21 protein-coding genes are annotated in these 9870 nt (G+C 50.3%); 1 reads left to right on the top strand and 20 read right to left on the bottom strand.

The features are described from left to right. Positions 1-9 precede the first annotated feature (9 nt). From rplR to rpsJ, 18 genes are all read right to left on the bottom strand, one after another. On the bottom strand, positions 10-363 hold the full coding sequence (gene rplR / locus ACTU3N_RS15085; protein ID WP_007369820.1) for a 50S ribosomal protein L18: 354 nt from the start codon (positions 361-363) through the stop codon (positions 10-12). Positions 364-372: 9 nt separating this feature from the next. Then, entirely contained in the window at positions 373-906 is a 534-nt protein-coding gene (gene rplF / locus ACTU3N_RS15080) for a 50S ribosomal protein L6 (protein ID WP_443086941.1), read from the bottom strand. Between the two features lie 12 nt (positions 907-918). Then, positions 919-1311, bottom strand: a complete 393-nt coding sequence (gene rpsH / locus ACTU3N_RS15075) for a 30S ribosomal protein S8 (protein ID WP_443086940.1) — start codon at positions 1309-1311, stop codon at positions 919-921. 33 nt (positions 1312-1344) lie between these two features. After that, positions 1345-1650, bottom strand: coding sequence for a 30S ribosomal protein S14 (gene rpsN / locus ACTU3N_RS15070; RefSeq protein ID WP_007369817.1), 306 nt, complete (start codon positions 1648-1650; stop codon positions 1345-1347). Between the two features lie 14 nt (positions 1651-1664). Then, positions 1665-2204 carry a 50S ribosomal protein L5 gene (gene rplE, locus ACTU3N_RS15065; protein ID WP_001096200.1) on the bottom strand — a complete coding sequence of 180 codons (540 nt, stop codon included), beginning with the start codon at positions 2202-2204 and terminating at the stop codon, positions 1665-1667. Positions 2205-2218: 14 nt separating this feature from the next. Further along, complete coding sequence (rplX, locus tag ACTU3N_RS15060; protein ID WP_000729185.1) at positions 2219-2533, bottom strand: 50S ribosomal protein L24; 315 nt, start codon at positions 2531-2533, stop codon at positions 2219-2221. A gap of 10 nt (positions 2534-2543) precedes the next feature. After that, complete coding sequence (gene rplN, locus ACTU3N_RS15055) at positions 2544-2915, bottom strand: 50S ribosomal protein L14 (RefSeq protein ID WP_035344535.1); 372 nt, start codon at positions 2913-2915, stop codon at positions 2544-2546. 166 nt (positions 2916-3081) lie between these two features. After that, the gene (gene rpsQ / locus ACTU3N_RS15050; RefSeq protein WP_443086939.1) at positions 3082-3336 is read right to left on the bottom strand and encodes a 30S ribosomal protein S17; all 255 of its coding nucleotides are present in this window, start codon (positions 3334-3336) and stop codon (positions 3082-3084) included. Beyond that, positions 3336-3527 carry a 50S ribosomal protein L29 gene (rpmC, locus tag ACTU3N_RS15045; RefSeq protein ID WP_004388609.1) on the bottom strand — a complete coding sequence of 64 codons (192 nt, stop codon included), beginning with the start codon at positions 3525-3527 and terminating at the stop codon, positions 3336-3338. The genes rpsQ and rpmC overlap by 1 nt, the downstream gene beginning before the upstream one ends. Next, positions 3527-3937 (bottom strand): 50S ribosomal protein L16, encoded by a 411-nt coding sequence (rplP, locus tag ACTU3N_RS15040; protein WP_007369814.1) that lies wholly within the window; start codon positions 3935-3937, stop codon positions 3527-3529. The genes rpmC and rplP overlap by 1 nt, the downstream gene beginning before the upstream one ends. Positions 3938-3949: 12 nt before the next feature. Further along, positions 3950-4651: a 30S ribosomal protein S3 gene (gene rpsC, locus ACTU3N_RS15035; RefSeq protein ID WP_000529945.1), complete on the bottom strand. Its 702-nt coding sequence runs from the start codon at positions 4649-4651 to the stop codon at positions 3950-3952. Positions 4652-4668: 17 nt separating this feature from the next. Beyond that, entirely contained in the window at positions 4669-5001 is a 333-nt protein-coding gene (rplV, locus tag ACTU3N_RS15030) for a 50S ribosomal protein L22 (protein ID WP_000447529.1), read from the bottom strand. Between the two features lie 14 nt (positions 5002-5015). Continuing rightward, positions 5016-5294, bottom strand: coding sequence for a 30S ribosomal protein S19 (rpsS, locus tag ACTU3N_RS15025; RefSeq protein ID WP_001138115.1), 279 nt, complete (start codon positions 5292-5294; stop codon positions 5016-5018). Positions 5295-5310: 16 nt separating this feature from the next. After that, the gene (gene rplB / locus ACTU3N_RS15020; RefSeq protein ID WP_000301866.1) at positions 5311-6132 is read right to left on the bottom strand and encodes a 50S ribosomal protein L2; all 822 of its coding nucleotides are present in this window, start codon (positions 6130-6132) and stop codon (positions 5311-5313) included. A 17-nt stretch (positions 6133-6149) separates the two neighbouring features. Further along, positions 6150-6452, bottom strand: coding sequence for a 50S ribosomal protein L23 (rplW, locus tag ACTU3N_RS15015; protein ID WP_000617546.1), 303 nt, complete (start codon positions 6450-6452; stop codon positions 6150-6152). Then, on the bottom strand, positions 6449-7054 hold the full coding sequence (gene rplD / locus ACTU3N_RS15010) for a 50S ribosomal protein L4 (protein ID WP_007369811.1): 606 nt from the start codon (positions 7052-7054) through the stop codon (positions 6449-6451). The genes rplW and rplD overlap by 4 nt, the downstream gene beginning before the upstream one ends. 10 nt (positions 7055-7064) lie before the next feature. Beyond that, a complete protein-coding gene (gene rplC, locus ACTU3N_RS15005) occupies positions 7065-7694 on the bottom strand; it encodes a 50S ribosomal protein L3 (RefSeq protein WP_443086938.1) in 630 nt (209 codons plus the stop codon). A 32-nt stretch (positions 7695-7726) separates the two neighbouring features. Beyond that, on the bottom strand, positions 7727-8038 hold the full coding sequence (rpsJ, locus tag ACTU3N_RS15000; protein WP_001181005.1) for a 30S ribosomal protein S10: 312 nt from the start codon (positions 8036-8038) through the stop codon (positions 7727-7729). A 377-nt stretch (positions 8039-8415) separates the two neighbouring features. Here rpsJ and ACTU3N_RS14995 point away from each other — a divergent pair, with 377 nt between their 5' ends. Continuing rightward, the gene (locus tag ACTU3N_RS14995; RefSeq protein WP_443086937.1) at positions 8416-8886 is read left to right on the top strand and encodes a prepilin peptidase; all 471 of its coding nucleotides are present in this window, start codon (positions 8416-8418) and stop codon (positions 8884-8886) included. Here ACTU3N_RS14995 and bfr read toward each other — a convergent pair. Both bfr and bfd read right to left on the bottom strand, forming a co-directional pair. Beyond that, the gene (bfr, locus tag ACTU3N_RS14990; RefSeq protein WP_443086936.1) at positions 8870-9346 is read right to left on the bottom strand and encodes a bacterioferritin; all 477 of its coding nucleotides are present in this window, start codon (positions 9344-9346) and stop codon (positions 8870-8872) included. The genes ACTU3N_RS14995 and bfr overlap by 17 nt on opposite strands. 73 nt (positions 9347-9419) lie before the next feature. Then, positions 9420-9614 carry a bacterioferritin-associated ferredoxin gene (bfd, locus tag ACTU3N_RS14985; protein WP_443086935.1) on the bottom strand — a complete coding sequence of 65 codons (195 nt, stop codon included), beginning with the start codon at positions 9612-9614 and terminating at the stop codon, positions 9420-9422. Between the last annotated feature and the right edge of the window lie 256 nt (positions 9615-9870).

Below are 9870 nucleotides of genomic sequence, written 5' to 3'. Positions count from 1 at the left end.
ACCTCTACCTTAGAACTGAAGGCCAGCTTCACGGGCAGCATCTGCCAGTGCCTGGACACGACCATGATATTGGAACCCGGAACGGTCAAAGGATACATCTTTGATGCCTTTTTCCAGAGCGCGTTCAGCAACAGCTTTACCCACAGCTGCAGCCGCGTCTTTGTTACCGGTGTACTTCAGTTGTTCAGCGATAGCTTTTTCTACAGTAGAAGCAGCTACCAGAACTTCAGAACCATTCGATGCGATTACCTGGGCGTAAATATGACGCGGGGTACGATGTACCACCAGGCGGGTCGCACCAAGCTCTTTGAGCTTGCGGCGTGCGCGGGTCGCACGACGGATACGAGCAGATTTCTTATCCATAGTGTTACCTTACTTCTTCTTAGCCTCTTTGGTACGCACGACTTCGTCGGCGTAACGAACACCCTTGCCTTTGTAAGGCTCAGGACGACGGTAGGCGCGCAGATCAGCTGCAACCTGACCGATCAGCTGTTTATCAGCGCCTTTCAGCACGATTTCAGTCTGAGACGGACATTCTGCAGTGATACCCGCAGGCAGCTGATGGTCAACAGGGTGAGAGAAACCCAGGGACAGGTTTACTACGTTCCCTTTAACCGCTGCACGGTAACCTACACCAACCAGCTGCAGCTTCTTAGTGAAGCCTTCGGTAACACCGATAACCATTGAATTCAGCAGGGCACGCGCGGTGCCAGCCTGAGCCCAACCATCCACGTAACCATCACGCGGACCGAAAGTCAGAGCATTGTCTGCATGGTTAACTTCAACAGCATCGTTGAGAGTACGAGTCAGCTCGCCGTTTTTACCTTTGATCGTGATAACCTGACCGTTGATTTTTACATCAACGCCGGCAGGAATAACGACCGGTGCTTTAGCAACACGAGACATTGTTTCCTCCGATTAGGCTACGTAGCAGATAATTTCGCCACCAAGACCAGCCTGGCGAGCGTCACGATCAGTCATAACACCTTTAGAGGTAGAAATAACTGCGACACCCAGACCACCCATAACTTTCGGCAGCTCATCTTTTTTCTTATAGATGCGCAGACCTGGGCGGCTGATACGCTGAATGCTTTCTACCACAGCTTTGCCCTGGAAATACTTCAAAGTAACTTCCAGTTCAGGCTTGGTGTCGCCTTCAATTTTAAAATCTTCAATAAAACCTTCTTCCTTCAGCACGTTGGCGATTGCCACTTTCAGCTTGGAGGAAGGCATGGTGACCGCAGCTTTGTTCGCGGCCTGACCGTTACGGATACGGGTCAGCATATCCGCGATCGGATCTTGCATGCTCATCTGTCTTTACTCCCGTGATTCAATTGGTGACAATTACCAGCTAGCCTTTTTCAGACCCGGGATTTCACCGCGCATAGCGGATTCACGGACCTTAATACGGCTCAACCCGAACTTCCGCAGGAAACCATGCGGACGACCAGTTTGACGGCAGCGGTTACGCTGACGAGACGGGCTGGAATCACGCGGCAGACTCTGCAGCTTAAGAACAGCATTCCAACGATCTTCGTCGGAAGCGTTCACATCAGAAATGATCGCTTTCAGTTCAGCGCGTTTCGCGAAGTATTTTTCAGCTAAAGCTACGCGTTTAACTTCGCGTGCTTTCATAGATTGCTTAGCCATGAAGTAACCCTACCTTACTTGCGGAACGGGAAGTCAAAGGCAGCCAGCAGAGCACGGCCTTCTTCGTCAGATTTCGCAGTAGTGGTAATGGTAATATCCAAACCACGCACGCGGTCGACTTTATCGTAGTCGATTTCTGGGAAGATGATCTGCTCACGGACACCCATGCTGTAGTTACCACGACCGTCGAAAGACTTAGCGGACAAGCCACGGAAGTCACGGATACGCGGTACAGCAATAGTGATCAGGCGCTCAAAGAACTCCCACATGCGTTCGCCACGCAGGGTCACTTTACAGCCGATCGGATAGCCCTGACGGATTTTGAAGCCTGCAACAGATTTGCGTGCTTTGGTGATCAGCGGTTTTTGACCGGAGATTGCTGCCAGGTCAGCTGCTGCGTTATCCAGCAGTTTCTTGTCAGCGATCGCTTCACCAACACCCATGTTCAGGGTGATCTTCTCGACCCGAGGGACTTGCATGACAGAATTGTAGTTAAACTCAGTCATGAGTTTTTTAACTACTTCGTCTTTGTAGTAATCATGCAGTTTCGCCATCGTACTACTCCAAATTACTTGATAGTTTCGCTGTTAGACTTGAAGAAACGGACTTTTTTACCGTCTTCGAATCTAAAGCCTACACGGTCGGCCTTGCCGGTTGCCGCATTGAAGATTGCAACGTTAGAAACCTGAATTGCAGCTTCTTTTTCAACGATGCCGCCTGGTTGGTTCAGGGCCGGAACCGGCTTCTGATGTTTCTTAACCAGGTTGATACCTTCAACAATGACCTTGCCGGAAGACAGGACATTTTTTACTTTACCGCGCTTACCTTTATCTTTACCGGTTAACACGATAACTTCGTCATCACGACGGATTTTAGCTGCCATGATTCGCTCCTTAGAGTACTTCTGGTGCCAGAGAGATGATTTTCATAAACTTCTCAGAACGAAGTTCACGAGTAACCGGCCCAAAAATACGCGTACCGATTGGCTGCTCGCTGTTGTTGTTCAGAAGAACACAAGCATTGCCATCGAAGCGAACGACAGAACCGTCAGGGCGACGAACACCCTTCCTGGTGCGCACCACTACCGCCTTCAGCACATCACCTTTTTTGACCTTACCACGCGGAATTGCTTCTTTGATGGTGATCTTGATGATGTCGCCTACGCCTGCGTAGCGACGGTGCGAGCCACCCAGAACCTTGATACACATTACGCGACGTGCACCGGAGTTGTCGGCGACGTTCAGCATAGTCTGTTCTTGGATCATTTCAGTGCTCCGCTAATGTCAACTACTACTGAAGACCCCAAAATCAGGGTCGATAAAAAGCCCCACATATCAGGGGCGCGGCATTATAACACCGGTTCCCGTATATGGGTAGAAAAAATAAACGGCCCTAAACCGGGCCGTTTATTTGTGAGAAAAGCGTACCAGATTACAGAACGGCTTTCTCTACAACGCGAACCAGCGTCCAGGACTTAGTCTTGGACAACGGACGGCATTCGCGGATTTCAACCACGTCGCCAGTACCGGATTCGTTGTTCTCGTCATGTACGTGCAGTTTGGTCGTACGTTTGATGAATTTACCGTAGATCGGGTGTTTCACAAAACGCTCAATAGCAACAACAATGGATTTCTCCATCTTGTCGCTAACAACGCGACCTTGCAGAGTACGGATTTTATCGGTCATTACGCACCCGCCTTCTCAGTCAGTAAAGTCTTAACGCGTGCGACATCACGACGCACTTGCTTCAACAGGTGAGTCTGTTGCAGCTGGCCACTTGCAGCCTGCATACGCAGGTTGAACTGCTCGCGCAGCAGGTTAAGCAGCTCGGTGTTCAGCTCTTCAACGCTCTTTTCACGCAGCTCTTTTGCTTTCATTACATCACCGTCTTAGTTACAAAGGTGGTTTTAATCGGCAGTTTTGCTGCTGCCAGCTCGAAGGCTTCACGGGCCAGCTCTTCCGGAACACCGTCCATTTCGTACAGGACTTTACCCGGCTGAATCAAGGCAACCCAATACTCCACGTTACCTTTACCTTTACCCATACGAACTTCCAGCGGCTTCTCGGTGATCGGTTTGTCCGGGAATACACGGATCCAGATCTTACCCTGACGCTTAACAGCACGAGTCATAGCACGGCGTGCTGCTTCGATCTGACGAGCGGTCAGACGACCACGGCCAACAGCTTTCAGACCGTAAGTGCCGAAGCTCACATCCGTGCCCTGCGCGAGACCACGGTTGCGGCCTTTGTGCACTTTACGGAATTTTGTACGCTTTGGTTGTAACATCAGCGACGCTCCTTATTTACGGCCTTTACGCTGCTGCTTTTTCGGTTGCGCAGCCGGTTTTTCCGGTTGTTCAACAGCAGCCATACCACCAAGGATCTCACCTTTGAAGATCCACACTTTAACGCCGATTACACCGTAAGTGGTGTGCGCTTCGGAGGTGTTGTAGTCAATGTCAGCGCGCAGAGTGTGCAGCGGAACGCGACCTTCACGATACCATTCGGTACGTGCGATCTCAGCGCCGCCCAGACGACCACTAACTTCAACTTTGATACCTTTAGCGCCCAGACGCATTGCGTTCTGTACAGCACGCTTCATCGCACGACGGAACATAACACGACGTTCCAGCTGTGAAGTGATGCTGTCAGCAACCAGTTTTGCGTCCAGTTCAGGCTTACGTACTTCGGCGATATTGATCTGAGCAGGAACGCCAGCGATATCCGCTACGACCTTGCGCAGTTTCTCAACGTCTTCACCTTTTTTACCGATAACGATACCCGGGCGAGCAGTGTGAATAGTCACACGGATGCTTTTTGCCGGACGCTCGATAACGATGCGAGATACAGACGCTTTAGCCAGTTCCTTTGTCAGGTACTGACGTACTTTAAAATCGCTGTCCAGGTTGTCAGCGAATTCTTTGGTGTTCGCAAACCAGGTAGAGTTCCATGGTTTTACAATACCCAGGCGAATACCATTAGGATGTACTTTCTGACCCATTGCTAGTCTCCAGAGTCTCAGCGATCGGACACAACCACAGTGATGTGGCTGGTGCGCTTCAGGATGCGATCTGCACGACCTTTCGCACGCGGCATAATGCGCTTCATGCTCGGGCCTTCGTCCACGAAAATTTTCGTAACTTTCAGATCGTCAATGTCAGCGCCATCGTTGTGTTCAGCGTTAGCAATGGCAGATTCCAGAACTTTCTTGACCAATACAGCCGCTTTCTTGTTGGTGTAGGTCAGGATGTCCAGAGCCTGCGACACTTTCTTACCGCGAATCAGGTCAGCAACAAGGCGAACCTTCTGAGCAGAAGAACGAGCATGGCGATGTTTAGCGATAGTTTCCATCTCTTCCTCCTACCTTATTTCTTCTTCGCTTTTTTATCAGCAGCGTGGCCGCGATAAGTACGAGTCGGTGCGAATTCACCCAGTTTGTGACCGACCATTTCGTCGGAAACAAATACCGGAACGTGCTGACGACCATTATGGACAGCGATGGTCAAACCGATCATGTTAGGAAAGATCGTTGAACGACGGGACCAAGTGCGCAGGGGCTTCTTGTCTCCGCTTTCCACCGCTTTCTCTACCTTCTTCAGCAAGTGCAGGTCAATAAAAGGACCTTTCTTGAGAGAACGTGGCATGGCTTATCCTCTAAAATTATTTGCTACGGCGACGTACGATGAATTTATCAGTACGCTTGTTGCTGCGGGTCTTCTTACCTTTGGTCTGAACGCCCCACGGAGTTACCGGGTGCTTACCAAAGTTACGACCTTCACCACCACCGTGTGGGTGGTCTACCGGGTTCATCGCAGTACCGCGAACGGTAGGACGAACACCACGCCAGCGAGCAGCACCTGCTTTACCCAGAACGCGCAGCATATGCTCAGCATTGCCAACTTCGCCCAGAGTTGCACGGCACTCTGCTTCTACTTTACGCATTTCACCAGAACGCAGACGCAGGGTGACATAAGCACCATCGCGCGCAACGATCTGAACGTAAGTACCAGCGGAACGAGCCAGCTGACCGCCTTTACCTGGTTTCATTTCTACGTTATGAACAGTAGAACCAACCGGGATGTTGCGCATCGGCAGGGTGTTACCTGGTTTGATTGCAGCATCAACGCCAGACTGAATCTGGTCGCCAGCTTTCAGGCCTTTAGGGGCCAGGATGTAACGGCGTTCGCCATCTTTGTACAGAACCAGCGCGATGTTCGCGGAACGGTTCGGATCGTACTCAAGACGTTCAACAACTGCCGGGATACCATCTTTGTTGCGTTTGAAGTCAACAATACGGTAAGCCTGCTTGTGGCCACCACCGATATGACGAGTGGTGATACGGCCATTGTTGTTACGACCACCGCTTTTGCTGTTTTTTTCCAGCAGCGGAGCAAAAGGTTTGCCCTTGTGCAGCTCAGGGTTAACCACTTTAACTACGTGGCGACGACCCGGAGATGTCGGTTTACATTTAACAACTGCCATTGTATTACTCCTCCGACTTACTCAGCGCCGCCAACGAAGTCCAGATTCTGGCCTTCTTTCAGGGTGACGTAAGCTTTTTTCCAGTCGCTACGACGACCGATACGCTGTCCGTGACGTTTAACTTTCCCTTTAACTACCAGGGTGTTAACGACTTCGACTTCGACTTCAAACAGTTTCTGCACAGCAGCTTTAATTTCTGCTTTGGTCGCGTCTTTAGCAACTTTGAGAACGATGGTGTTTGTTTTTTCCATCGCAGTAGACGCTTTTTCAGAAACGTGCGGTGCACGCAGCACCTTCAGCAGACGTTCTTCACGAATCATGCCAGCATCTCCTCAACTTGCTTAACAGCATCAGCAGTCATTACGACTTTGTCGAAGGCGATCAGGCTAACCGGGTCGATACCAGTCGCATCGCGTACGTCAACCTTGTGCAGGTTACGTGCGGCCAGGAACAGGTTCTCGTCCAGCTCACCGGTGATGATCAGCACATCTTCCAGAGCCATGTCTTTCAGTTTCTGAGCCAGCAGCTTGGTTTTCGGCGCTTCTACAGAGAACTGCTCGACAACGATCAGACGATCCTGACGTACCAGTTCGGACAGGATGCTTTTCAGCGCGCCGCGGTACATCTTTTTGTTAACTTTTTGACTGTGGTCCTGCGGACGCGCAGCAAAAGTCACGCCACCAGAACGCCAGATCGGGCTCTTGATAGAACCAGAACGAGCGCGGCCAGTGCCTTTCTGGCGCCACGGTTTTTTACCGGAACCAGTTACTTCAGCACGGGTCTTCTGAGCACGAGTACCCTGACGAGCACCAGCTGCATAAGCTACAACAACCTGGTGTACCAGCGCTTCGTTGAAGTCACGACCGAAGGTAGTTTCGGAAACAGTCAGCGCGCTCTGCGCGTCTTTCAATACTAATTCCATTGCTATCTCCTCACGCCTTCACAGCTGGTTTAACGATCAGGTCGCTACCGGTTGCACCCGGGACAGCACCTTTAACCAGCAGCAGGTTGCGCTCAGCGTCAACACGTACTACGTCCAGGCTCTGAACGGTTACGCGCTCATTACCCAGCTGACCTGCCATTTTCTTGCCCTTGAACACTTTGCCCGGAGTCTGGTTTTGACCGATAGAACCCGGAACGCGGTGAGACAGGGAGTTACCGTGAGTCGCGTCCTGGGTACGGAAGTTCCAGCGCTTAACGGTACCTGCGAAACCTTTACCTTTAGAGGTGCCAGTTACGTCAACTTTTTTAACTTCAGCAAACAGCTCAACGCTAATGCTCTGACCTACAGTGAATTCTTCGCCATCAGCGACACGGAATTCCCACAGACCACGGCCAGCTTCTACACCAGCTTTAGCGAAGTGACCAGCTTCCGGCTTGGTTACACGGTTAGCTTTTTTAGCACCAGTGGTAACCTGGATAGCGCGGTAGCCATCGTTAGCCAGATCTTTAACCTGAGTAACGCGGTTTGCTTCAACTTCGATTACGGTTACTGGGATAGAAACGCCATCTTCAGTGAAGATGCGGGTCATGCCCACTTTTTTACCGACTAAACCAATCATTGTTTCAACCTCTCAATCGCTCGATGACCTGATCAACCCAGGCTGATCTGCACGTCTACACCGGCAGCCAGATCCAGACGCATCAGAGCATCAACGGTTTTCTCGGTTGGCTCAACGATGTCAACCAGACGCTTATGAGTGCGGATTTCGTACTGGTCACGCGCGTCTTTGTTAACGTGCGGAGAGATCAGTACGGTAAAGCGCTCTTTGCGGGTCGGCAGCGGGATCGGACCACGGACCTGCGCACCAGTGCGCTTGGCAGTCTCGACGATTTCCGCGGTTGATTGATCGATCAGACGATGATCAAACGCTTTCAGGCGGATACGGATTCTTTGGTTCTGCATGAGACCAGAGCTCCAATTATTTATAGACGAAAATAATTACTCCTCACACCCATTACGATTGATGGGGGAGTGTAATCGTTCTTACGTTGCCCCCCGATTGGGAGCGTTGTTAGCGGTTAAGTGCACCGCGATGGTTCATATCGAACCAGCCGTCAATTACGACAAGCCCGCGCATTATACGTAAATCTGCACCTAACGCAAGCGCAGTTTAGAATTTAAGCAGCGTTGCGAGCTATCTCGCACCGTATCTGAAACGCCCGCAACGATATAATTTCCTGTGCAGGATATTACGCATCCCGGCAAAACACTGTTTTCTTTTTTTCTTGTAAGCGTGCATCGTCCTGCTACTGAATTGACAGAGACCAGGCAGGGACGCCATGCTTCTTTTTGTTATTATTTACCTTTTACTTAACCTACTCCTTGTCAGAGAGGATCTCCGTCACGGGATGTTACCTGACCGACTGACGTGCCCTCTTCTCTGGTCAGGGCTGCTCTGGCATTGCATGGAACATACTGAGTTTTTGCCCGTGGCGGTAATAGGTGCTATTGTGGGTTACGCCGCATTTGCTCTGCTCTACTGGTGCTACCGCCTGGTGCGTGGTCATGAAGGGTTGGGTTACGGCGACGTGAAATATCTTGCCGCGCTGGGTGCCTGGCACGGCTGGGAACAGTTACCTGCATTAGTTTTTATTGCTGCACTCCTGGCTTGTAGCCTGGCCGGCGCCAGAGCGTTATGCACGCGCAGCACGAAGGTATTAAAAAACCCACTGCCTTTTGGGCCATTTCTGGCGGCAGCGGGTTTATTGACCGGTTATCAAACGTTGATGATGTTTAATCTTCGACTTTGATTTGCGATTGCAGATAGTTCTGGATACCAATTTTGCCAATCAGATCGAGTTCTGTTTCCAGCCAGTCGATGTGATGCTCTTCCTCAGCAAGAATTTCGATCATCATGTCGCGGCTGACATAATCATGAACGCTGTCAGCATAGGCGATGGCTTCACGTAAATCTTTTGCGCCTTCCAGTTCTAATCTGAGATCGGATTGCAGCATCTCTTCGACGTCTTCACCAATGCCAAGTTTGCCAAGGTCCTGCAAATTCGGTATCCCTTCGAGAAATAAAATACGCTCGATGTATTTGTCAGCGTGTTTCATCTCATCGATGGATTCATGGTATTCGACGTCATTGAGGCGAGTCAGTCCCCAGTTTTTGAACATCCTCGCATGAAGAAAGTATTGGTTTATTGCGACAAGCTCATTTCCCAATAATTTATTGAGATAATTTATGATTCTAACATCACCTTTCATTATGTAGTCCCTCCGCTTCCACTTATTGAAGCGTAGATGGGGCTACAGGGATGTCAAAAAAATAGCCAGGGATTCAGGCAATCTCTTTATATTCCGGCATCTGGGTCAGCTCATCTTGCATAATCTCTCTGGCCGCGCGTACGCATTTGCCACATTGATTGCCCACAGGAACAAATTTGCGAAGCTGCTGGAATGACTGGGGTTGGAATTGACGCACTGCCTGACGAATTTTCTTATCACTCACACCATTACACAAACAAACGTACATGATCGCTCCCGTTCAATTTATGTGCAAAGTGTAAATGAGAATGGTTATGATTACAATAGCACAACGCGGGAAGCGGACACGGTTGCAGGCAAAAATTCGGATAAATATTTCTGGTAATAACCAGCAGATAAATAAATATCCTCCGGCATAGCCGGAGGTTTTTCAGATGCGCCTATAAGGCTCTATTACCAGCCGCGCCCTAACAGGCGCATACGATCTGACATTTGCATCAAACTTCGTTACTTACGGCCCGTAA

This window comes from Vagococcus sp. WN89Y (assembly GCF_052220145.1).
In the GTDB taxonomy this organism is placed as follows: domain Bacteria; phylum Pseudomonadota; class Gammaproteobacteria; order Enterobacterales; family Enterobacteriaceae; genus Kosakonia.
The sequence above is the reverse complement of the archived record's forward strand: the minus strand, read 5'-3'. Positions and strand labels throughout refer to the sequence as shown.

Excerpts from the sequence above, each read along its gene's own strand:
- rplR (WP_007369820.1), bottom strand. The coding sequence starts at position 363 with ATGGATAAGAAATCTGCTCGTATCCGTCGTGCGACCCGCGCACGCCGC.
- rplF (WP_443086941.1), bottom strand. The coding sequence starts at position 906 with ATGTCTCGTGTTGCTAAAGCACCGGTCGTTATTCCTGCCGGCGTTGAT.
- rpsH (WP_443086940.1), bottom strand. The coding sequence starts at position 1,311 with ATGAGCATGCAAGATCCGATCGCGGATATGCTGACCCGTATCCGTAAC.
- rpsN (WP_007369817.1), bottom strand. The coding sequence starts at position 1,650 with ATGGCTAAGCAATCTATGAAAGCACGCGAAGTTAAACGCGTAGCTTTA.
- rplE (WP_001096200.1), bottom strand. The coding sequence starts at position 2,204 with ATGGCGAAACTGCATGATTACTACAAAGACGAAGTAGTTAAAAAACTC.
- rplX (WP_000729185.1), bottom strand. The coding sequence starts at position 2,533 with ATGGCAGCTAAAATCCGTCGTGATGACGAAGTTATCGTGTTAACCGGT.
- rplN (WP_035344535.1), bottom strand. The coding sequence starts at position 2,915 with ATGATCCAAGAACAGACTATGCTGAACGTCGCCGACAACTCCGGTGCA.
- rpsQ (WP_443086939.1), bottom strand. The coding sequence starts at position 3,336 with ATGACCGATAAAATCCGTACTCTGCAAGGTCGCGTTGTTAGCGACAAG.
- rpmC (WP_004388609.1), bottom strand. The coding sequence starts at position 3,527 with ATGAAAGCAAAAGAGCTGCGTGAAAAGAGCGTTGAAGAGCTGAACACC.
- rplP (WP_007369814.1), bottom strand. The coding sequence starts at position 3,937 with ATGTTACAACCAAAGCGTACAAAATTCCGTAAAGTGCACAAAGGCCGC.
- rpsC (WP_000529945.1), bottom strand. The coding sequence starts at position 4,651 with ATGGGTCAGAAAGTACATCCTAATGGTATTCGCCTGGGTATTGTAAAA.
- rplV (WP_000447529.1), bottom strand. The coding sequence starts at position 5,001 with ATGGAAACTATCGCTAAACATCGCCATGCTCGTTCTTCTGCTCAGAAG.
- rpsS (WP_001138115.1), bottom strand. The coding sequence starts at position 5,294 with ATGCCACGTTCTCTCAAGAAAGGTCCTTTTATTGACCTGCACTTGCTG.
- rplB (WP_000301866.1), bottom strand. The coding sequence starts at position 6,132 with ATGGCAGTTGTTAAATGTAAACCGACATCTCCGGGTCGTCGCCACGTA.
- rplW (WP_000617546.1), bottom strand. The coding sequence starts at position 6,452 with ATGATTCGTGAAGAACGTCTGCTGAAGGTGCTGCGTGCACCGCACGTT.
- rplD (WP_007369811.1), bottom strand. The coding sequence starts at position 7,054 with ATGGAATTAGTATTGAAAGACGCGCAGAGCGCGCTGACTGTTTCCGAA.
- rplC (WP_443086938.1), bottom strand. The coding sequence starts at position 7,694 with ATGATTGGTTTAGTCGGTAAAAAAGTGGGCATGACCCGCATCTTCACT.
- rpsJ (WP_001181005.1), bottom strand. The coding sequence starts at position 8,038 with ATGCAGAACCAAAGAATCCGTATCCGCCTGAAAGCGTTTGATCATCGT.
- ACTU3N_RS14995 (WP_443086937.1), top strand. The coding sequence starts at position 8,416 with ATGCTTCTTTTTGTTATTATTTACCTTTTACTTAACCTACTCCTTGTC.
- bfr (WP_443086936.1), bottom strand. The coding sequence starts at position 9,346 with ATGAAAGGTGATGTTAGAATCATAAATTATCTCAATAAATTATTGGGA.
- bfd (WP_443086935.1), bottom strand. The coding sequence starts at position 9,614 with ATGTACGTTTGTTTGTGTAATGGTGTGAGTGATAAGAAAATTCGTCAG.